This is a genomic window from Actinomadura flavalba DSM 45200 (assembly GCF_000374305.1).
Lineage (GTDB): Bacteria > Actinomycetota > Actinomycetes > Streptosporangiales > Streptosporangiaceae > Spirillospora > Spirillospora flavalba.
This window is the reverse complement of the sequence record NZ_KB894098.1, coordinates 303260-324400: the sequence shown is the minus strand read 5'-3', so window position 1 is coordinate 324400 and position 21141 is coordinate 303260. Positions and strand designations below refer to the sequence as shown.

The window sequence follows — 21141 nt, the reverse complement described above, 5'->3', positions numbered from 1 at the left end:
CTCAGGCGTCGCGCGACTGGAACAGCAGCATCGCGACGGCGCACGCGACGGCCGTGTAGAGCGCGAACATGCCGAGGCCGCCCCACGGCGGCAGCGTGCCCGCCTGCTCGACCGGGACGAGGATCGCGCCACCGGCGTTGGACGGCAGGTACTTGTTGAGCGTCGTGCCCCACTCGCCGGGCAGGAAGCCGCCGACGATGCCGAGGACGAACAGGATGACGAACACGGTGACGATCGCGCCCGCCGTGTGCCGGACGATGACGCCGATCGCCAGGGCCATGACCGCGATGAGCGCCAGGTAGACGCCGCCGCCCGCGACGGCGCGGAACACGCCCTCGTCGCCGAGCGACCCGCCGAGGTCCTGCGTGTTGAGGATCGGCTGGGACAGGAAGAACGACAGGAACGACACCACGAGCCCGACGACGAGCACGACGCCCGCGACGACGAGGGCCTTGGCCGCCAGGAACAGCGGGCGGCGCGGCGTCGCCGTCAGCGACGTGCGGATCATGCCGGTGCCGTACTCGCCGGTGACGGCGAGCACCCCCAGCACCCCGAAGATGACCATGCCGAAGTAGAACGCGATCTGCATCGGGGCGGTCGGCACGATCGACGTTCGGTCGGCCTCGCTCATCTGCTCGTAGGTGCTGGCGAAGGCCAGCGCCCACAGCGCCGAGAACCCGACGACGACGAGCGAGCCCGCGAGCAGCGTCCAGAACGTGGACGGCACCGTGCGGATCTTCGTCCACTCGGCGGTCAGCACGTCCTTGAACGAGGCGGGCGGCGCGGTACGGGGCCCGTCGCGGTCCTGCGCGGCGGCCGGTGTGGCACCGGTCATGACGGGTTCCTTCCCAGGTCGTCGGGCGGGAGCGGCGGCGCGGGCGGCGGGCCGTCCCCGGGTTCGGGAGGCGGCGGCGCCTGCGGCGCGCCCGCGTGGTACTCGACGGTGTCGCCGGTGAGCCGCATGAACGCCTCTTCCAGCGACGGCTGGACGGCCGTCAGCTCGTGCAGCGCCAGGCCGCCCGCGACGGCCAGGTCGCCGATGCGCTCCAGGCCGAGCCCGTCGACGCGCAGCACCGGCCCCTCCGGCTCGACGCGGGCGCCCTCGGCTTCGAGGACGGCGCGCAGCTCGTCGGCGCGCGGGGAGCGGACCCGCACGTGGCTGGTGGCGCTGGAGTCGACGAACTCGCGCATGCCGGTGTCGGCCAGGATGCGGCCCCGGCCGATGACGACGAGGTGGTCGGCGGTGAGCGCCATCTCCGACATGAGATGGCTGGAGACGAACACGGTGCGGCCCTCGGCCGCGAGCTGGCGCATCAGCGTGCGAATCCAGAGGATGCCCTCGGGGTCGAGGCCGTTGACGGGCTCGTCGAACATCAGGATGGGCGGGTCGCCCAGGAGCGCGGCGGCGATGCCGAGCCGCTGCCCCATGCCGAGCGAGAACCCGCCGGTGGCCTTGGCCGCGACGGATTCGAGCCCGACCAGCGCGAGCACCTCGTCGACGCGCTCGTCGCCGATGCCGTTGCTCTGCGCGAGCCAGCGCAGATGGTTGCGCGCGGACCGGCCGGGGTGCATCGCGCGCGCCTCCAGCAGCGCGCCGACCTCGCGCAGCGGCGCGCCCAGCTCGCTGTACCGCTTGCCGTTGACGGTGACCGTGCCGGACGTCGGCCGGTCCAGGCCGAGGATCATCCGCATCGTGGTGGACTTCCCCGCGCCGTTGGGGCCGAGGAAGCCGGTGACGTGCCCGGGCCGGACGGTGAAGTCGGCGGCCTCCACGGCGGTGGTGTCGCCGTACCGCTTGGTCAGCCCGCGCGCCTGGATCATGTCTGCTCGATACCGAGCGGTCCGGTCCCGGAAACGACGCGGCGGGCAACCGGGGGAGGATTTCACCCCCCGATTGCCCGCCGTTGGACCGGTGCGTCAGCGCACGTCGAGCAGGTCCACCACGAAGATCAGCGTCTCGCCCGGCTTGATCGCGGGCGACGGGCTGCGGTCGCCGTAGGCCAGGTGCGGCGGGATGACCAGCTTGCGCCGGCCGCCGACCTTCATGCCCTCGACGCCCATGTCCCAGCCCTTGATGACGCGGCCGCCGCCGAGCGGGAAGTCGAACGGCTGGCCGCGGTTCCAGGACGCGTCGAACTCCTCGCCGGTGGAGAAGCTCACGCCCACGTACTGCACGGAGACGGTCGATCCCTTGGTGGCCTCCGCGCCGTCGCCGACGGTGATGTCGGTGATGTCGAGGTACTGGGGCGGCTGCCCCTCGGGGAACTCGATCTCGGGGCGTTCAAGCGCCATGTGGCAGGCTCCATGCTGGTCGTTCGAGCATTCGGACGACGTTCAGCGTAGCGGGGGGACGGGCCGCGGCGGCCCCCGTCGCCGCGACCCGTCCCCGGCCGCTCAGCGGAAGCGCAGGATCGAGGGGGACGTGCCCGCGCCCCAGACCTGGCGGGTGCCCCGGACGCGGGCGAGGTCGTACACCTGGCCGGGCGCGGGGTTGGGCACGGACGTCCACGCGGCGCCGTCGAAGTGGTGCAGCCGCCCGTCGTCGTTGCGGCTGACCCACACGCCGCCGCGCCCGTCGGCGGCGAGGTCGCCGAGGAAGCCGGGGTCGGAGATCGCGGCGGTGACGCCGCCCGCGCCGCGCGGGACGCGGTGCGCGGTGAAGGCGGTGCCGTCCCAGTGGACGAGGTTCGGGCCGCTGAACATGGGGTCCATGGGCAGGACGTAGAACCAGACGTCGTCGGCGGCGACCTGCTCGATCTGGAGCACCCACTGCGGCCACGACGCCGGATAGGACACGGCCCGCCACGCGGTGCCGTCGTAGTGGTGCAGCGCGAGCGTGCCGCCGCCGCTCCCGGCCGCCCACACGTCGCGCGGGGTGCGCGCCGAGATCGCGTCGAGCAGCTCGCCGGGCGGCAGGTCGAGGCTCTTGACCCAGCCCGCGCCGGTGCGGCGGTAGACGGCCGACCCGTCGCCCTCGCCGCCCTTGGTCCCGGCGACCCAGGGCCGCCCGGACGAGTCGACCGACACGGCGATCGGGGTGGGCAGCGGAAGCGGGTCGGTCTTCCAGCGCAGGCCGTTCCAGTGCAGCGCGCGGGGCGTCGCGGGGTCGGGGGACTGGCCGACGGCCCAGGCGTCGGCGGGGGAGCGGGCGTCGACGTCGACGAGGTTCGGCGGGGCCGTGGCGGGGAGCGCCTGCCGCGTCCAGGTGGCGCCGACGCGGCGCAGCGCGACGGGCTCGGACTCGCCGTCCTCGGTGCCGACGGCGAATCCGGTGCGCGGGCCGGGCGCGGTGATGCCGTGCAGGCGGGCGCCGGGCTGGGCGAGCGCGGGGTAGGGGACGGCGGTCCAGGTGCCGGGCGGGGGCGCGGCGGCGGCCTGGCCGGGGACGAGACCGACCGCGAGAGTGACGGCGGTGGCGGCGAGCAACGTGCGGGTGGTGCGCAGCGCGGTTCGCATGGGACGGAACTCCTCCGGCAGGGACTGGGAAAATCCCAGTATTCAGTGGCACAGTTGTGCGGGTCCAGCGCGCCCGGGTGGCCTCAACCGGTCAGGGGAGAACGCGCAGCACCTCGCCGGTGAGGCCGGTGCCGTCGACGCGCAGATCGGGGACCGGGGCGCCGGGGCCGGTGAAGTACGCGGCCTCGCGGCGCGCCCACGCCGCGTGGGCGGCGGCGTGCTCCGGGCCGTCCCGGCGCAGCGTGCGGGCGCGGCGCACGTCGTCCGGGGCGGCCACGAGGACGCGCAGCGCGGCGGGCGCGGCCGGATGCGCGGCGCCGACGCCCTCCACGAGCAGCACCGGACCCGCCGGGATCTCCTCCGGCGGCCCGTACGCGCCCTCGCGCCAGGCGTAGCGCCGCCACAGGGCCGGGCGGCCCTCCGCCAGCGGCGCCAGCACGGCGGCCAGCGGATCGCGCCAGGACAGCACCCCGGCGTCCCACGGCACCGGGAAGTCGTCCGACCCGACGACCGGCGCCCCGCCGAGCGCCGCCGCGAGCCGCGCCGCGAACGTCGACTTGCCCGAGCCCGCGCGGCCGTCCACCGCGACGAGCCGCACCGGCCCCAGCGACGGCGGCAGCGCGCGGACGCGGGCGGCCAGGGCGGGGTAGGTGAGCACGGCGTCGTCCATGCCCGGCATACTTCCCTGTGGCCCAGCCCAGGAGGGAGCCGCCGTGCCCGGACCGCTCGACGGGATCGTCGTCGCCGACCTCAGCCGGGTCGTCGCCGGCCCGCACGCCACGATGACGCTCGCCGACCTCGGCGCCCGCGTCATCAAGGTGGAGCGGCCGGACGGCGGCGACGAGACGCGCGGCTGGGGACCGCCGTTCCGCGACGGCGTCAGCACCTACTACCTGTCGTGCAACCGGAACAAGGAATCCGTGGCGCTCGACCTGAAGTCCGAGCGGGGCGCGGCGGTGCTGACCCGGCTGATCGAGCGCGTCGACGTGCTCGTGGAGAACTTCCGCACCGGCGTGCTGGACCGGCTCGGCTTCCCCGTCGAGCGGCTGCACGCGCTGAACCCGCGCCTGGTGATCCTGTCGATCACCGGGTTCGGGCACGACGGCCCGGACGGCGGCCGTCCCGGCTACGACGCGATCGTGCAGGCCGAGGCGGGGCTGATGAGCGTCACCGGCCCGCCCGGGGAGCCGAGCAAGGTCGGCCTGTCGATCGCCGACATCCTCGCCGCGCAGAACGGCGTCGCGGGCGTCCTGGCCGCCCTCTACGAGCGCGAGCGCACCGGGCGCGGCGCGGTGGTGCGCACGTCGCTGCTGGCCTCGGTCGTCGGCGCGCACATGTTCCAGGGCACCCGCTGGACGGTCGCGCGCGAGGTCCCCGAGTCGGCGGGCAACGACCACCCGTCCATCGCCCCCTACGGCACCTTCCGCTGCGCCGACGGCGCCGTCCAGATCGGTGTCGCCAACGACGCCCTCTGGCGCCGGTTCGCGCCGCTCGTCGGCCTCGACCCCGACGATCCCCGGTACGCCACCGTCCGCGACCGCGCCCCGCGCCGCGCGGAGCTGACGGCCGCGATCGAGAAGGCCCTCGCCGCCGACGACCGCGCCACCTGGCTCGCCCGGCTGGAGGACGCGGGCATCCCGGCGGGCGCCATCCGCACCATCGACGAGGTGTACGAGCACCCGCAGACCCGCTCCCAGGGGCTCGTCGTCACCGTCGACCACCCCGACCTCGGGGTCATCGAGCTGCCCGGCCCGCCGCTGCGCTTCGACGGCGCCCCGCCCCGCGCGCACCGTCCACCGCCCCGGCTCGGCCAGGACACCGACGCCGTGCTCGCCTGGCTGGAGGAGGACCGATGACGCCGCCCGGCTCCCTGCGGAGGGACCCTCGCTCGCCTGCGGAAGAGGTCCGCGTGCGACGGGCTCGGACGGTGGCGGCGCGATGACACTGCTCGGTGACGGCGCGGACGTTCGCGTGGGCGAGGAACGGCTCGCGCGCGCGGAACTGTTCGCCCGGGCGGGCGCGGTCGCCGCGCGGGTGGCCGGTGCGCGGGTGGTGGCCGTGCACGCCGAGGCGTCCGCCTCGACGGTGGTCGCCGTGGTCGGCGGGCTGCTCGCGGGCGTTCCGGTCGTGCCGGTGCCGCCCGACTCGGGGCCGGACGAACGCGCGCACATCCTCGGCGACTCGGGCGCGGAACTGCTCCTCGGGCGCGGCGCCGCGCTCCCCGGCGACGGACCCGAGCGCCTGCCCGTCGACGGGCTCGGGCACGGGGACGTCGCGTCCGGCGAGCCGCCGCCGGACGCGACGGCGCTCATCCTCTACACCAGCGGCACCACCGGCGCGCCGAAGGGCGTCCTGCTGTCGCGGCGGGCCGTCGCCGCCGGGCTCGACGCGCTCGCCGAGGCGTGGGAGTGGACGGCCGGGGACGTCGTCGTGCACGGCCTGCCGCTGTTCCACGTGCACGGGCTCGTGCTCGGCGTCCTCGGGGCGCTGCGCGCCGGATCGCCGCTCGTGCACACCGTGCGGCCCAGGCCGGAGGCGTACGCGCGGGCGGCGCGCGAGCACGGCGGGTCGCTGTACTTCGGCGTCCCGACCGTCTGGTCCCGGGTGGGCCAGGACGCCTCGGCCGCCGCCGGGCTGCGCGGCGCGCGGCTGCTGGTGTCGGGCAGCGCGCCGCTCCCGGCGCCGGTGTTCGAGCGGCTCGCCGCGCGCACCGGGCACCGGCCCGTCGAGCGGTACGGGATGACCGAGACGCTCATCACCGTCAGCGCCCGCGCGGCGGGGGAGCGCGTTCCCGGGCACGTCGGCACGCCGCTGCCCGGCGTCCGCACCCGCCTCGCCGCCGAGGACGGCACCCCCGTCCCCGCCGACGGCGAGACCCCCGGCGAACTCCAGCTCCGGGCCCCGACCCTCTTCGACGGCTACCTCGGCCGCCCGGACGCCACCGCCGCCGCCTTCACCGCCGACGGCTGGTTCCGCACCGGCGACATCGCCGCCGTCCGCCCCGACGGCGTCCACCGCATCGTCGGCCGCGCCTCCACCGACCTCATCAAGAGCGGCGGCTACCGCATCGGCGCGGGCGAGGTCGAGGACGCGCTGCTCGCCCACCCCGCCGTCCGCGAGGCCGCCGTCGTCGGCACCCCGCACCCCGACCTCGGCGAGCAGGTCACCGCGTTCGTCGTCGCGGACGGCGTGACGCCCGCCGCGCTCACCGACTTCGTCGCCGCCCGCCTGTCGGCGCACAAGCGCCCCCGCACCGTGCTGCTGCGCGAGACGCTGCCGCGCAACGCCATGGGCAAGGTGGTCAAGTCCCGGCTCGTCTAGGGTCTGCGGCGTGGACGTTCACGCCTGCGGGCACATCGCGGAGGCCGCCGACGCGCGCCTGTGCCGTCACCTGCTCGGTGAGGACCACGACCACGACTTCGTCCGCGTGCTGCGCGGGCGGCGCGTGGAGTACGACCTGAGCTGCACCGCCTGCCTCGACGCGGGCGATCCGCCGGACCTCGTCGTGTGCGTCGGCTGCGCCGGGCGCGTGGACGACGGCGTGAACGGCTTCCACGTCGGCTGGCACGGTACCCCGGGCGTCGCGGAGCGCCCCGGGCCCGCGCCCGGCCCTCTCGTCCGCACCCCGCTGCCCGAGGCGCTGCGCGGCGCGCTCGACCTCGCGCCGCTGCCCGCCGGTGACGCGTCGGCGTGGCTGGTGCTGACCCGCGACGGCGCGCTCGTCCGGTGGGACGCCGGGACCGGCGCGACCGCGCGGATCGCCGCCGATCCGCTGCCGCCCGAGCCCTGCGTCGAGCCGGGCGCGTCCGCCCGCCCGGTCGTGCCCCGGCTGCACGTGGCGCCGCGCGGCGACGTCGCGGCGGTCGCGCGCGACCACGGCCGGTACGGCGCCGTCCTCGACCTCGCGACCGGCGCGGTCACGCTCCGGCTGGACGGCGGCGCGTACCGGGAGGACACGGTGCCGTTCGCGGTCGCGTTCGCCGAGCACGAGGGCCGTACCGTCGTCGTGCACCGCACGCTGTGGGACGCGCTCACGGTCAGCGACGCGCACACCGGCGCCGAGATCCGGACGGACGAGGACGGCCTCCTGTTCTACGGCGCGCTGCACGTCTCCCCGGACGGGCGGCGCGTCGCGGCCCTGACCCGGCGGCACGAGCCGATCGGCGCCGTCTTCTCCTGGAACCTGCGCCGCTGGCTGACCGGCTCCGACGGTCCGCCCGGCGACGCGCTGTGCGTCCGCTCCGGCGTGTGGGACCACACCCTGTGCTGGGTGGGCGACGGTCTCGTGGCCGTCCCGGGCATCGGGGAGTCCGCCGCGTCCCTGATGGACGGCGCCCGCGTCTTCGAGGCCGCGACCGGCGCCGAGGTCCTGACGTTCGCCGGGCCCCGGGGCGCCTTCTTCTCCGACGGCCGCCGCCTGTACGCCGCCGCGCCCGGCGGGCTGGAGATCTGGGACCTCTCCACCGGCGAGCGCACCGCGACCGTCCCCGGGTTCGTCCCCGAGCGCCTGCACGCCGCCGCCGGGGAGCTCGCGGGCCGCGACGGCGACGACCTCGTCCGCCTATACCTGTAACGCGGTGGGCAGGGTGGCGCGGTCCCCGCTCGTCTAGGGTTGCCGCCGTGGACGTTCACGTGTGCGGGCATGTCGCGGAGGCCGCCACCGGCCGCCTCTGCCGCCACCTCCTCGGCCCCGGCGACGAGAGCGAGTTCGTCCGCGTGCTGCGCGGCCGTGCCCTGGAGTACGACCTGTGCTGCACCGCCTGCGACACCGCCGACCAGGCGCCCGAGTTCCTGGTGGTCTGCGCGGGTTGCGCCGTGCGGGTGGACGAGGAGAACGGCACCCACGTCGGCTGGCGCGGCGAACCCGGCATCGCGGAACGTCCCGAGCCCGCGCCCGGCCCGCTCGTCCGCACCCCGCTGCCCGAGGCGCTGCGCGGCGCGCTCGACCTCGCGCCGCTCCCCGACGGGGAGAACCCGGCCTGGCTCGTCCTGACCCGCGACGGCGCGATCGTCCGGTGGGACGCCGGGACGGGCGTCGTCGCGGAGATCGCCGCCGACCCGCTGCCGCCCGAGCCCGGCTTCAAGCCCTTCATCGACAAGGAGCTGACCCCGCGCCTGCACGTCGCGCCGCGCGGCGACGCCGCCGCGATCGTGCACGACTACGGCCGGTACGGCGCCGTCCTCGCCCTCGCCACCGGCGAGGTCACGCTCCGGCTGGACGGCGGCGACTACTGGGAGAACACGGTCCCGTTCTCGCTGGCGTTCACCGAGCACGGCGGCCGTACGGTCGTCGCGCACCGCACCCGGTGGAACGCGCTCGCGGTCAGCGACGCGCTCACCGGCGCCCAGGTCGTGCCGGGCGGCGACGGCATGCTGTTCCACGGCGCGCTGCACGCCTCACCCGGCGGACGGCACATCGTGTCGGACGCGTGGGCGTGGTCGCCGGTCGGCGCCGTCCGCGTCTGGGACCTGCGCCGCTGGCTGGACGGGAACACCGACGAGCCCGAGGACGGCCCGTCCGCCCGCTCGCTCTGCCACCGCGCCTACCTGTGGGACCACCCGGTCTGCTGGATCGGTGACGACCTGGTCGCCGTCGCGGGCATCGGCGGCGACGAACTCGCCCTGCTGGACGGCGCCCGCGTCTTCGACGCCGGCACCGGCGCCGAGATCCTCGCGTTCCCCGGCCCGCGCGGCGCCTTCTTCTCCGACGGCCGCCGCCTGTACGCCGCCGCGCCCGGCGGCCTGGAGATCTGGGACGCCTGGACGGGCGAGCGCACCGCCACCGTCCCGGGCTTCGTGCCCGAGCGCCTGCACGCGGCGGCCGGGGAACTCGCGGGCCGCGACGGCGACGTCCTGGTCCGCCTGCCGTTGCGCTGAGCGGTCAGGGCAGCGCGAGCCGCAGCGTCGTCACGGCCCCGGCGCACGACAGCGCCACGCTGCCGTGGGTGCGGATTCCCTCGGTGCCGGGAGCGGTGCCGCGCGGGGCCTGGAAGCGGCAGACGAGGGCGGTGGGACGGCGCCAGACGCGGACGGTCGCGTGGCCCTCGGTCCCGCCGAGGGCGGCGGCGACCTCTCCGGCGGCGATGATCAGCGCGGCGGCCTGGTTGCCGAAGACGCCGTGCCGCGCGGCCTGCGCCGCGACGAACCCGCACACGGCCGCCGGGTCCTGCCGGAACGTCAGCATCGGCGCGTCGGGCGGTTCCCGGTCGCCCGGCGGTACGCGACCTCGCTCCATCGCCGAACGGGCCCCCTTCCCGGTCGAGTCGCCGCCAGGCTACCCACAGTGACGCCGGGGCCGTGGGGATTTGCCGAAGGCCGCGCGTCGCCCGCCCGGCGCGGATGACGTTCGTCATGCGGACCGTGTGACACCTGCGTCTACCGGCGCCGGGCGCCGACCGGCGAAGGTGGTCACGGCCCGGCGCTACGCTGCGGGCGAGGGGGCAGCTTGGACATCGCGACCACGGCGGACATCGCCGAGCGGGACGCGCGCCGCTACGAGAAGTACCGGCACGTCACCCACCGTTCGTACCTGTGGGCGGCGATCGGGTTCCTCGGCCCGTGCCTGCTGATCCTCGTCACCGACACCGCCGAGGGCCGCCTGGACGCGCCGGTCGCGTTCGCCGCCGCCGTCGGGCTCGGGCTGATGATGTGGATGTACACGCGGCTCGTGCGGGCGGGGCTCGGCCCGGGGCTGACCCGCCGCGAGTTCCTGACCGGCGGCGCCCTGGCCGCCGCGCTGTCGCTGCTCGTCCTCAGCCAGCCGGTGTGGTCGGTCCCGGCGGTGTTCTGGGTGTCGGCGGTGGCGCTGACGCCGCTGCCGCGCGGACGCGTCGTGGCGCTGTGCGCGGTGACGGCCGCGTACCTGGCGCTGCTGGCCTCGCTCGCGCTGCGCTGGAATCCGGACCCGCCGCCCCTGCGCTGGTTCGCGCCGCCCCTGCTGTTCGCGGTCTTCTTCGCCGTCTGCGCGTTCACCACGTACATCAACCTGTACCAGCGCCGCACCTGGACGCTGCACCAGGAGGCGCACGCCGCCCGCGAGGCGCTGGCGACCGTCGCCGTCACCGAGGAGCGGCTGCGCTTCTCCCGCGACCTGCACGACCTGCTCGGGCACAGCCTGTCGCTCATCGCCGTCAAGAGCGAGCTGGCCATGCGGATGACCGAACGCGACCCCGACCGGGCCCGCGCCGAGATGGCCGACGTGCGCACCGCCGCCCGCGAGGCGCTGCGCGAGGTCCGCGCCGCCGTGCGCGGCTACCGGGCCGTCGAGCTGGACGCCGAGCTGGCCGGGGCGCGCGCCGTCCTGGAGGCCGCCGGGGTGCGGTGCGCCGCCGACGTCCCGCCCCGGGACCTGCCGCCCGACGTCGCGACCGCGCTGGCGTGGGCGATCCGCGAGGGCACCACGAACGTGATCAAGCACAGCCGGGCGAGCGCCTGCGCGATCCGCGTCGGCCGGTACGGTGCGTCGGTGATCCTGGAGATGGACAACGACGGCGTCACCGCCTCGGCGGAGCCCCCGGGCTCGGGCCTGGACGGGCTGCGCGAACGCCTCGCCGTCGTCGGCGGCACGCTGGACGCCGCCCCGCACGGCCGCGACCGGTTCCTGCTCCGCGCCGTCGTGGCGGACGCCACATGATCACGGTGCTGCTCGCGGACGACGAACACCTCATCCGCGGCGCCGTCGCGGCCCTGCTGAGCCTGGAGGACGACCTGACCGTCGTCGGCGAGGTCGGCCGCGGCGACGAGGTCGCCGCCGCCGTCGCCCGCCTCGACCCCGACGTGCTCGTCCTCGACATCGACATGCCCGGCGCCGACGGCCTCACCGTCGCCGAACGGCTCGCCGCGTCCGGCGCCCGCTGCGCGGTCTGCATGCTGACGAGCTTCGGCCGCCCCGGCTACCTGCGCCGCGCGATGGCCGCCGGGGTGCGCGGCTTCCTCGCCAAGGACGCCCCCACCGAACGCCTGGCCGCCGCGATCCGGACCGTCCACGCGGGCGGCCGCGTGCTCGACGCCGACCTGGCCGCGAGCGCCATCTCGGCGGGCGACAACCCGCTCACCGCGCGCGAGCGCGAGATCCTGCGGCTGCTCGCCGACGGCGCCGAGACCGCCGACGTCGCCGCCCGCCTGCACCTGTCGGACGGCACCGTCCGCAACTACCTGTCGACCGCGATGGCCAAGCTCGGCGGCGGCAACCGGCTCGCCGCCGTCCGCGCCGCCCGCGACATGGGCTGGATCTGAACGCGCGGCGCCGCCGCGTAGGGTGAACGGCGTGACGGAGCCGTTGGTCGAACGCATGCGGGGATTCGGGACGACGATCTTCGCCGAGATGTCCGCGCTGGCCGCCCGCACCGGGGCGATCAACCTCGGCCAGGGGTTCCCCGACACCGACGGGCCGCCCGCGATGCTGGAGGCGGCCGTCGCGGCCATCATGGGCGGCGGCAACCAGTACCCGCCCGGCCCCGGCCTGCCCGAGCTGCGCGCCGCCGTCGCCGCGCAGAAACGCGAACGGTACGGGCTGGACTACGACCCGGACGGCGAGGTGTACGTCACGGTCGGCGCCACCGAGGGCATCGCCGCCGCCGTCCTCGCCCTGGCCGGGCCCGGCGACGAGGTCATCGCGTTCGAGCCCACCTACGACTCCTACGCCGCCACGGTCGCGCTCGCGGGCGCGGCGCTGCGGCCCGTCCTGCTGCGCCCCGACGGCGGCCGGTTCACCTTCGACCCGGCCGAACTGCGCGCCGCCGTCACCCCGCGCACGCGGCTGATCCTGGTGAACTCGCCGCACAACCCGTGCGGCACCGTCTTCACCCGCGCCGAACTGGCCGAGATCGCCGCCGTCTGCCGCGACCACGACCTCGTCGCCGTCACCGACGAGGTCTACGAGTACCTGACGTTCGACGGCGCCGAGCACGTCCCGCTCGCGACGCTGCCCGGCATGCGGGAGCGGACCGTCGCGGTGTCGTCGGTGGGCAAGACGTTCTCGGTCACCGGCTGGAAGACCGGCTGGGTCACCGGCCCCGAGCGGCACGTCCGCGCCGTGCAGACCGTCAAGCAGTTCCTCACCTACGCCACCGGCGGCCCCTGGCAGCACGCCGCCGCCCACGGCCTGCGCCGCGAACTCGCCTGGGTCGAGGACCTGCGCGCCTCGCTGGAGCGCAAACGCGACCGTCTCGTCGGCGGCCTCGAAGCGGCCGGGTTCACCGTGCACCGGCCCCAGGGCACCTACTTCGTCCAGGCCGACATCCGCCCCCTCGGCTACACCGACGGCGTCGACCTCGCCCGCGCCCTCCCGGAGAAGGCGGGCGTCGTCGCCGTCCCGACGCAGGTCTTCTACCAGCGCCCCGCCGACGGCGCGCACTTCGTCCGCTTCGCCTTCTGCAAACGCGACGACGTCATCGACGAGGCCGTCGAACGCCTCACCCGGCTGCGCTGAGCGCGACAATTCAACACAGCGTGGCAGAAGGCAGTAGCCTGCCCACGTGTCCGGTCTGACCATCCCCGAACCCCAGTTCCCCGACGACGACGGCGCCGCCGACCCGCGGCTGGCCGACGCGCTCGCCGGGTACGCCGCGGGCCGCTCCGGCGAGCACGCCGTGCTGCGCGAACTGCACGACGCGCGGCTGCTGGTGCCGGTCGTCGCCGTCCTCACCGAGGAGGAGGACGTCGCGCCCGGCGAACTGCGGCGGGAGAAGTCCAGCGACATGGCCGTGCCCACGCTGACCGGCGAGGACGGGCGGCGCGGCGTCCTCGGGTTCACCTCCACCGCCGCGCTGCTCGCCTGGCGTCCGGACGCGCGGCCCGTCGCCGTGCACGCCCGGCAGGCGTGCCTGGCCGCGCTGGACGAGAAGGCCGACGCGCTCGTCATCGACGTCGCGGGCCCCGTCCCGTTCGCGGTCGAGGGGCTGCGCCTGCACCTGCTCGCGGAGGGCCGGCCGATCCCGCCGCCCCACGAGGACCCCGACGTCCTCGCCGCCGTCGAGGCCGCGTTCGGCGCCGAACCGGGCGTCGCGGGCGTCCGCGTCGGCGGCGGCGCGACGACCGAGCTGGCGATCCGCTTCTCCGTCGCCCCCGGGCACGACGAGCGCGCCACCGCGCAGCGCGTCTCCGACCGCCTCGCCGAACTCCTGCGCGGCCGCATCGTCGGCGGCGTCGAGCTGAGCGTGCTGCGCCGGTAGGGTCGCCCGGGTGACACCCCCCGACTGGGCGGAGCCGCTGCGGCGGCGGCCGTGGACCGTCCTCGCGGGCTGCGCGCTCGCGGCGGCCGTGCTGGGCGCGCGCGTCGGCGCGGTCCCCGAACTGCCCGCCGTCCTGTACCTGGCGGTGGCCGGTGTCGTGCTGACCGTCGTCGACCTGGCCCTGCACCGGCTCCCGGACGCGATCACGCTGCCGTCCTACGGCGTCGCGGGCGCGCTGCTCGCCGTCGCCGCCCTCGCCGACGGCGACGGCGCCCGCCTCGCGCACGCCCTCGCCGGGGCGGCCGCGTTCGGGCTGCTCTTCTTCGTCCAGTGGTTCGTGCTCCCCGACGCGCTCGGCTTCGGGGACGTCAAGCTCGCGGGCGTCCTCGGGCTGTACCTCGGCTGGTACGGCCTGGCCGCGTTCTGGACCGGCGCGCTCGTCACGTTCGCCGCCGGGGGGCTCGTCGCCGTCGTCCTCCTGGCCGCCCGCCGCGCGTCCCGCAAGGACGCCCTCCCGTACGGTCCCTTCCTCGTCCTCGGCACGTTCGCGGCGGTGCTCCTGCACGCCTGATCTGCGGCTGAGCGGCAGATCACTCCCGTCGTACGGCGCGGCTGCGCGCTGAAACGGCAGGAAACGCCTATCGTGATCTCCGGTCATCCCCGACGCTCCCAGGGACCTCATGCTGCTGCTGTTCGCCGCGCACTGCCTGGCCGCCGTCCTGGCGCCCGTGCTGGTGCGGTGGCTCGGGCGCAACGCCTTCTACCCGCTGGCGCTCGTCCCGGCCGCCGCCGCCGTCTGGGCGCTGCCGCCCTGGTTCGCCGGGGACGATCCGCGCGCGGAGACGTTCTCCTGGGTGCCCGCGTTCGACCTGGAGATCGCCTTCCGCGCCGACGCGCTCGCGTGGATGATGCTGCTCATCGTGGGCGGCGTCGGGGCGCTCATCGTCGCCTACTGCGGCCGGTACTTCGACCGGGGAACGCCGGGGCTCGTCGGGTTCGCCGGATACCTGCTCGCGTTCGCCGCCTCGATGGTCGGGCTCGTCCTCGCCGACGACATCATCCTGCTGTACGTGTTCTGGGAGCTGACGACCGTCTTCTCCTACCTGCTCATCGGCTTCGACGCCGAACGCCGCGCCGCCCGGGGCGCGGCCACGCAGGCGATCGTCATCACGACGTTCGGCGGGCTGGCGATGCTCGTCGGCCTCATCATGCTCGGCCAGGCCGCCGGGACGTTCCGGCTCTCCGAGCTGGTCGCGGACCCGCCCGAGGGGTCGGTCGCGATCAGCGTCGCGCTCGTCCTGGTGCTGGTCGGCGCGCTGTCCAAGTCCGCGATCATGCCGTTCGGGCTGTGGCTGCCCGGCGCGATGGCCGCGCCGACGCCCGTCAGCGCGTTCCTGCACGCCGCCGCGATGGTCAAGGCCGGGATCTACCTGCTGCTGCGGCTCACCCCGGCGTTCTGGGAGGACCCGGTCTGGCAGCCGGTCGTCCTCGTCCTCGGCGCCGCCACGATGGTGTTCGCGGGGTGGCGCGCGCTGCGCGAGAACGACCTGAAACTGCTGCTCGCCTACGGGACGGTCAGCCAGCTCGGCTTCATGACCGTCCTGGTCGGGTCGGGGGAGCCGACGGCGGCGCTCGCCGGCGTCACGATCCTGCTCGCGCACGCCCTGTTCAAGGCCGCGCTGTTCATGGTCGTCGGCATCATCGACCACGCCACCGGCACCCGCGACCTGCGCGAGCTGACCGGCCTCGGGCGGCTCACGCCCGTCCTGTACGGCATCGCGATCCTCGCCGCCGCGTCCATGGCGGGACTCCCGACCACGCTCGGCTTCGCGGGCAAGGAGGCGGGCTACGAGGCGTTCGTCGAGGGACGCGGCCTGCTGCTGGCCGCGCTCGTCGTCGGATCGGGGCTCACCGCCGCCTACAGCCTGCGGTTCCTGTGGGGCGCGTTCGCGGGCAAGCCCGCCGTCGAGCGCCGGGAACTGCACGCGCCCGGCGTCGCGCTGCTCCTGCCGCCCGCGCTGCTGGCTGTCGCCGGCGTCGTGCTCGGCGTGTTCGTCAGCGTGCTCGACAAGCCGCTCGGCCGCGAGGTCGAGGCGTACCCCGGCACCGCCGAGTACCACCTGGCGCCCTGGCACGGTTTCGGGATGCCGCTGGCGCTCAGCGCCACCTCGATCGGGCTCGGCGTCGTGCTGTTCCTGCTGCGCCGCCCGCTGCTGCGCCTCGCGCACCTGCTCGTCGCGTTCGAGCCCGCCGCCGTCTACCGGGCGATCATGAGCGGGCTCAACGACGCCGCGTTGCAGATCACCGGCACCGTGCAGCGCGGTTCGCTGCCCGGCTACCTGCTGACGATCACGCTGTTCGGCTCGGCGTCGGCCGCCGTCGCGCTCGCCTCCTCCCGGCCGTGGGACGACGCCGGGCCGTGGCGGCTCTGGGACGGCGCGCCGCAGGGGTTCGTCGCGCTGCTGACCGTCGTCACCGCCATCGCCGCCGTCCGCGCCGGGAACCGGGGCGAGACGGTCGTGCTGGCGAGCGCGTCCGGATACGGCGTCGCGACGCTGTTCATGCTCCAGGGCGCCCCCGACATCGCGCTCACCCAGTTCCTCGTCGAGACGGCCAGCCTCATCGTGTTCGTCCTCGTGCTGCGGACGCTGCCGGTCGGGTTCCAGCGGACCCGGCCCCGCGCGCGGCGCACGATGCACGTGCTCGTCGGCGCGTTCGCCGGGCTGACCGCCGCCGCGGCGGCGATCGTCGCCGGGCAGGCGCGCACCGCGACGCCGATCTCCGTCGGCTACCCGGCGGCGGCCGAGGAGGCGGGCGGCTCCAACATCGTCGCGGTGACGCTGGTGGACCTGCGCGCCTGGGACACCCTCGGCGAGAGCTCGGTCGTGGCGCTGGCCGCGCTCGGCATCACCAGCCTGGTGTTCGCGCGGCGCCGCTTCGCGATGCCGCCGCGCGCCCGCAACGTGTCCGGCGACGTGGACGTGTGGGCCGTCCGGGGCCTCGACTCGGTCGAGCCCGCCGACCGCACCGCGCCCACCGGACGGCGCCGCGAACGCACCTGGATCGCCGGGGGCGCCACCCTCGCCGCCGAACGCCGCTCCATCATCTTCGAGGTCGTCGCGCGGCTGGTGTTCCACACCGTGCTGCTGCTGTCGATCTACCTGCTGTTCGTCGCGCACTCCTCACCCGGCGGCGGGTTCGCGGGCGGCATCGTGGCGGGCCTCGCGCTCGTCATCCGGTACCTGGCGGGCGGCCCCTACGAACTGGCCGAGGCGGCGCCGGTCAACATCGGGCTGCTGCTCGGCGTCGGGCTCGTCCTGTCGACGGGGACGGCGCTCGGCGGCCTGGTGTGGGGCGACGCGGTGTTCCAGTCGGCGACGCTCGACCCGCACCTGCCGGTGCTCGGGCACGTCCACTTCACCACCTCGCTGCTGTTCGACATCGGCGTCTACCTGATCGTGGTGGGTCTCATCCTCGACATCCTGACCTCGCTCGGCGCCGAGGTGGACCGGGAGCGTGCCGAGTCATGACCGTCTCGATCGTGCTCGCGCTGACCGGCGGCCTCATCATCGCCTGCGGCATCGTCATGCTGCTGGAGCGCAGCCTCACCCGCCTCGTCGTCGGGACGTTCGTGCTCGGTAACGGCGTCAACCTGCTGATCCTGTCGGTGGGCGGCCCGGCGGGGCGGTCGCCGATCACGTCGGACGGCGTGTCCGACCGGCCGATGAACGACCCGCTGCCGCAGGCGATGATCCTCACCGCGATCGTCATCGCGCTGGCGTCGGCGGCGTTCGTGCTGTCGATCGCCTACCGGGGCGGCCGGTTCACCGGCGACGACGAGGTCCGCGACGACATCGAGGACCGCCGCGTCACCCGCGGCGACCACGAGCTGCGCTCGCAGGTCCGCGCGCAGCGCCGCGAGTTCCGCGCCTGGTCGCGTCAGCAGCGCCGCCGCATCCGCCGCGCCCGCCGCGACCTGCGCGCCGACATCCGCGAGGAGCGCCGCCGCCGCGCCCTCGACGACCCGGCCCGCACCGAGGACGCCCCCGACACCAACAACGCCCCCGTCGCCCCGGACGCCGTCCGCGACGGCGACGGCGCCCCCGCCTCGCCCGACACCACCGGCGGCGCCCACGTCGCCGACCGCACACCCCCCGCCGAACGCTACGACCCGTCCGCCGACGAGCCCCCGCCCGCCTCCCGCATCGTCACCGAGTCCCCGGAGGGCACCGTCGAGGGCACGATGACCGACCGCGCCGACGACCACACCGCCCACCCCGCCAGACCCCCCGTCCACCCCGCCGAGAACCCGAACGACGACGCGGCCGCCGAGAGCGCGGCGACGGACAAGGGCGCGGCAGGTCGTGCCGAGGGCGCGAGCGATGAAGCGGCCGCCGAGAGCACGGTGACCGACGAGGGCACGGCTGGCGGTGCCGAGGGCGCGAGCGATGACGCGGGCGCCGAGAGCACGGCGACCGACCCGGGCGCGGCTGGTGGTGCCGAGGGCGCGGAGACCGGCGAGGCGGGTGGTCGTGCCGAGGGCGCGGGCGACGATGCGGGCGTCGAGAGTGAGGGGACCGGCGAGGGTGCGGGCGGCCCTGCCGGGGAAGCGGGCGAGGGGAAGCGCGGGCGCGCGGGGACCGGCGATGACGCGGGTGGGGCCGGGGGATCGTCGGGTGACGGTGGGCCGAGCGAGGACGGGCGATGAACGAGCTGCTGCCGATTCCCGTGGTGCTGCCGATGCTGGCGGCCGGGATCAAGATCATTCTGGGGCCGCGGCATCCGGCGTTGCAGCGGTTCATCAGCGTGTCCGTGCTCAGCGCCGTGCTCGTCATCGCCGTCGTGCTGCTGATCCAGGCCGACCGGTACGGGCCGCAGACGGCGCAGCTCGGGGCGTGGCCCGCGCCGATCGGGATCACGCTCGTCGCCGACCGGCTGTCGGCCATGATGCTCGTGGTGTCGGTCGCGGTCGGGCTCGGCGTCATGATCTACGCCATCGGGCAGGACATGGCCGACCAGGGCCCCGTCACGCCGCTGTCGGTGTTCCACCCGACGTACCTGCTGATGTTCGCCGGCGTCATCGACAGCTACCTCGCCGGTGACCTGTTCAACCTGTTCGTCGGCTTCGAGATCATGCTGCTGGCCAGCTACGTCCTCATCACGCTCGGCGGCACCCCCGCCCGGCTCCGCGCCGGGACGACGTACATCATCGTGGCGCTGCTGTCGTCGATGCTGTTCCTCATCGCCATCGCCGTCCTGTACGCGGCCACCGGCACGCTCAACATGGCGCAGCTCGCCGAGCGCATCGCCGACCTGCCCGACGGCGTCGCCCGCCTCGCCGAGGTCATGCTGCTGACCGCGTTCGGCGTCAAGGCGGCGGTGTTCCCGCTGTCGATGTGGCTGCCCGACTCCTACCCGACGGCGCCCGCCCCCGTCACCGCCGTGTTCGCGGGCCTGCTCACCAAGGTCGGCATCTACGGCGTGCTGCGCGCCGAGACGCTGCTGTTCCCCGGCGGGCACCTGCGCGTCCCGCTGCTCGTCATCGCGTTCGCCAGCATGATCGTCGGCGTGCTCGGGGCGATGGTGCAGGTCGACATCAAACGCCTGCTGTCCTTCACGCTCGTCTCCCACATCGGCTACATGGTCTTCGGCGTCGCCGTGGGGTCGGTCGCCGCCATCGCCGCGACCGTCTTCTACGTGCTGCACCACATCACGATCCAGACGGCGCTGTTCCTGGCGTCCGGGCTCATCGAGAGACGCGGCGGCAGCGCGTCCCTGGAACGGCTCGGCGGCCTGGCCCGCACGGCCCCGCTGATCGGCGTGCTGTTCTTCATCCCCGCGATGAACCTCGGCGGCATCCCGCCGCTGTCGGGCTTCCTCGGCAAACTCGGGCTGCTGCGCGCGGGACTGGAGGACGGCGGCGTCCTCACCCTGGTCCTCGTCGGCGCCGCCGTCGTCACCAGCCTCCTCACCCTCTACTCGCTGGTGAAGGTCTGGAACCAGGCGTTCTGGCGGGCGCCGCACGCGCCGCCCGCCGAGGAACGCGCCGAGGACGCGGAGGAGGACGCCGAGGCCGCCGAGGAGGAGCCGCCGCCCGCGTCACCGAGGCTGCCCGCCGGGATGGTCGGCGCCACGATCGGCATGGTCGCGGTGAGCCTCGCCTTCACGGTCTGGGGCGGCCCGCTGGTGGCGCTGGCGGGCCGCGCGGCCGACGAGCTGGTCGCGCCGGACGACTACGTCGCGGCCGTCCGGCCGCAGGACCCGGGGGGTGCGTGATGCCCGAACGGCCGCCGTACAGCGTGCAGGTGGGCGGACGGCTCGTCCAGCTCCCGCTGGTCGCCTGGCTGACCCTGCTGTGGCTGCTCATGTGGGACCGGTTCTCGGTCGCGAACCTGGTGTCGGGCGTGCTGGTGTCGCTGCTGCTGGTGATCGTGTTCCCGTTCCCGCCGCTGGACCCCGGGCTGCGCATCCGGCCGCTCGGCTTCCTGCGGTTCATCGTCCGGTTCACCTGGGACCTGCTGGTCAGCGCCGGGCCGCTGACCTGGCAGGCGATGAACACCGGGGAGATGCGCACCGGCAACTCGGTCGTCGCGGTGAACCTGCGCACCCACTCCGACTTCATCCTCACGGCGACGTCGATCGCGCTGTCGGCGATGCCGGGCGCGCTCGTCGTGGACGTGCGGCGCAGCACCGGCACGCTGTACGTCCACGTCCTCGGCACGTCCGACGACGCGGGCGTGGAGAAGGCGCGGCGGCTGGTGCTGGACAACGAGGCCCGGGTGGTGCGGGCGTTCGGCACCCGGGAGGACCTGCGCTGCCTGACGGAGGAGCCGAAGTGACCGTCGTGCTGATCGTCGTGTCGGTGGGGCTGTCCCTGTCGGCGCTGATGGCGCTGATCCGGCTGATCAAGGGCCCGTCGATGCTGGACCGGGCGGTGGCCTTGGACGTCCTCGTCGCGATCATCGTGGCGGGACTCGGCGTCAACGCGATCGCGACGGGCGAGATCTGGGTGCTGGCGTCGCTGCTGGTGCTGTCGCTGGTGGCGTTCACCGGCTCGGCGGCGATCGCCCGGTTCATGGTGTACCGCGACGACGATGTGGAGGGCGGCCGGTGAACCCCGTGCTGACCGTGATCCTGTCCATCTGCCTGATCATCGGCACGCTCGCGTCGCTGGGCGCGACGTTCGGCCTGCTGATGCTCCCCGATCTGCTGACCCGCATGCACGCCGCGACGAAGACGCAGGTCGTGGGCCTGCTGCTGGTGCTCGTCGCGGTCGGCGTCCGCTTCCCGCAGGCGGAGGTCATCACCACGCTCCTCCTCATCGCCCTCCTCCAGATCACCACCATCCCCGTCGCCGCGCACCTCGTCGGCCGCGCCGCCTACCGCACCGGCCAGGTCCCTTCCGACCGCCTCTACGTCGACGAACTCAACAACGCCCTGGAACCCACCGCCACCCGCGTCTACGACGACTGACCCGCCCGCCGCCTTCTCAGCCCGTGGACGCCCGGTCCGG

21 protein-coding genes are annotated in these 21141 nt (G+C 75.2%); 15 read left to right on the top strand and 6 right to left on the bottom strand.

Annotation, left to right across the window (positions count from 1 at the left end):
- Position 1: 1 nt before the first annotated feature.
- The 5 genes from C229_RS0122170 to C229_RS0122150 form a co-directional block, all read right to left on the bottom strand.
- Complete coding sequence (locus tag C229_RS0122170) at positions 2–835, bottom strand: ABC transporter permease (RefSeq protein WP_018657305.1); 834 nt, start codon at positions 833–835, stop codon at positions 2–4.
- On the bottom strand, positions 832–1821 hold the full coding sequence (locus C229_RS0122165; RefSeq protein ID WP_018657304.1) for an ATP-binding cassette domain-containing protein: 990 nt from the start codon (positions 1819–1821) through the stop codon (positions 832–834). Before C229_RS0122165 ends, C229_RS0122170 begins: the two co-directional genes overlap by 4 nt.
- A 96-nt stretch (positions 1822–1917) precedes the next feature.
- Positions 1918–2292 (bottom strand): FKBP-type peptidyl-prolyl cis-trans isomerase, encoded by a 375-nt coding sequence (locus C229_RS0122160; protein ID WP_018657303.1) that lies wholly within the window; start codon positions 2290–2292, stop codon positions 1918–1920.
- Positions 2293–2394: 102 nt separating this feature from the next.
- Complete coding sequence (locus tag C229_RS0122155; protein WP_018657302.1) at positions 2395–3456, bottom strand: beta propeller repeat protein; 1062 nt, start codon at positions 3454–3456, stop codon at positions 2395–2397.
- Positions 3457–3547: 91 nt separating this feature from the next.
- Entirely contained in the window at positions 3548–4126 is a 579-nt protein-coding gene (locus C229_RS0122150; protein ID WP_018657301.1) for a uridine kinase family protein, read from the bottom strand.
- A 43-nt stretch (positions 4127–4169) separates the two neighbouring features.
- Here C229_RS0122150 and C229_RS0122145 point away from each other — a divergent pair, with 43 nt between their 5' ends.
- The 4 genes from C229_RS0122145 to C229_RS0122130 all read left to right on the top strand — a co-directional run bounded on the left by C229_RS0122145 (position 4170) and on the right by C229_RS0122130 (position 9333).
- Positions 4170–5312, top strand: coding sequence for a CaiB/BaiF CoA transferase family protein (locus C229_RS0122145; protein ID WP_018657300.1), 1143 nt, complete (start codon positions 4170–4172; stop codon positions 5310–5312).
- 82 nt (positions 5313–5394) lie between these two features.
- Positions 5395–6777: an AMP-binding protein gene (locus C229_RS0122140; RefSeq protein WP_018657299.1), complete on the top strand. Its 1383-nt coding sequence runs from the start codon at positions 5395–5397 to the stop codon at positions 6775–6777.
- A gap of 10 nt (positions 6778–6787) precedes the next feature.
- Positions 6788–8029 carry a WD40 repeat domain-containing protein gene (locus tag C229_RS0122135; protein ID WP_018657298.1) on the top strand — a complete coding sequence of 414 codons (1242 nt, stop codon included), beginning with the start codon at positions 6788–6790 and terminating at the stop codon, positions 8027–8029.
- Positions 8030–8076: 47 nt separating this feature from the next.
- Positions 8077–9333 carry a WD40 repeat domain-containing protein gene (locus tag C229_RS0122130; RefSeq protein ID WP_018657297.1) on the top strand — a complete coding sequence of 419 codons (1257 nt, stop codon included), beginning with the start codon at positions 8077–8079 and terminating at the stop codon, positions 9331–9333.
- 4 nt (positions 9334–9337) lie between these two features.
- Here the strand turns inward: C229_RS0122130 and C229_RS0122125 are convergent, their stop codons facing one another.
- The gene (locus C229_RS0122125; protein ID WP_033424642.1) at positions 9338–9691 is read right to left on the bottom strand and encodes a hypothetical protein; all 354 of its coding nucleotides are present in this window, start codon (positions 9689–9691) and stop codon (positions 9338–9340) included.
- A 210-nt stretch (positions 9692–9901) separates the two neighbouring features.
- Here C229_RS0122125 and C229_RS31420 point away from each other — a divergent pair, with 210 nt between their 5' ends.
- From C229_RS31420 to mnhG, 11 genes are all read left to right on the top strand, one after another.
- The gene (locus C229_RS31420) at positions 9902–11089 is read left to right on the top strand and encodes a sensor histidine kinase (protein WP_018657295.1); all 1188 of its coding nucleotides are present in this window, start codon (positions 9902–9904) and stop codon (positions 11087–11089) included.
- Positions 11086–11691 (top strand): response regulator transcription factor, encoded by a 606-nt coding sequence (locus tag C229_RS0122115; protein WP_018657294.1) that lies wholly within the window; start codon positions 11086–11088, stop codon positions 11689–11691. The genes C229_RS31420 and C229_RS0122115 overlap by 4 nt, the downstream gene beginning before the upstream one ends.
- 31 nt (positions 11692–11722) lie before the next feature.
- Positions 11723–12886: a pyridoxal phosphate-dependent aminotransferase gene (locus tag C229_RS0122110; protein WP_026314049.1), complete on the top strand. Its 1164-nt coding sequence runs from the start codon at positions 11723–11725 to the stop codon at positions 12884–12886.
- 46 nt (positions 12887–12932) lie between these two features.
- Entirely contained in the window at positions 12933–13628 is a 696-nt protein-coding gene (locus tag C229_RS0122105) for an SseB family protein (protein WP_018657292.1), read from the top strand.
- A 10-nt stretch (positions 13629–13638) separates the two neighbouring features.
- Entirely contained in the window at positions 13639–14199 is a 561-nt protein-coding gene (locus C229_RS0122100; RefSeq protein WP_018657291.1) for a prepilin peptidase, read from the top strand.
- A gap of 109 nt (positions 14200–14308) precedes the next feature.
- Entirely contained in the window at positions 14309–17158 is a 2850-nt protein-coding gene (locus C229_RS0122095; protein ID WP_018657290.1) for a Na+/H+ antiporter subunit A, read from the top strand.
- A complete protein-coding gene (locus C229_RS35845; RefSeq protein WP_051109043.1) occupies positions 17155–18336 on the top strand; it encodes a Na(+)/H(+) antiporter subunit C in 1182 nt (393 codons plus the stop codon). The genes C229_RS0122095 and C229_RS35845 overlap by 4 nt, the downstream gene beginning before the upstream one ends.
- A complete protein-coding gene (locus C229_RS0122085) occupies positions 18333–19904 on the top strand; it encodes a Na+/H+ antiporter subunit D (RefSeq protein ID WP_018657289.1) in 1572 nt (523 codons plus the stop codon). Before C229_RS35845 ends, C229_RS0122085 begins: the two co-directional genes overlap by 4 nt.
- The gene (locus C229_RS0122080) at positions 19904–20467 is read left to right on the top strand and encodes a Na+/H+ antiporter subunit E (RefSeq protein WP_033424641.1); all 564 of its coding nucleotides are present in this window, start codon (positions 19904–19906) and stop codon (positions 20465–20467) included. Before C229_RS0122085 ends, C229_RS0122080 begins: the two co-directional genes overlap by 1 nt.
- A complete protein-coding gene (locus C229_RS0122075) occupies positions 20464–20742 on the top strand; it encodes an MrpF/PhaF family protein (protein WP_018657287.1) in 279 nt (92 codons plus the stop codon). The genes C229_RS0122080 and C229_RS0122075 overlap by 4 nt, the downstream gene beginning before the upstream one ends.
- The gene (mnhG, locus tag C229_RS0122070) at positions 20739–21101 is read left to right on the top strand and encodes a monovalent cation/H(+) antiporter subunit G (protein ID WP_018657286.1); all 363 of its coding nucleotides are present in this window, start codon (positions 20739–20741) and stop codon (positions 21099–21101) included. Before C229_RS0122075 ends, mnhG begins: the two co-directional genes overlap by 4 nt.
- Positions 21102–21141: the final 40 nt, after the last annotated feature.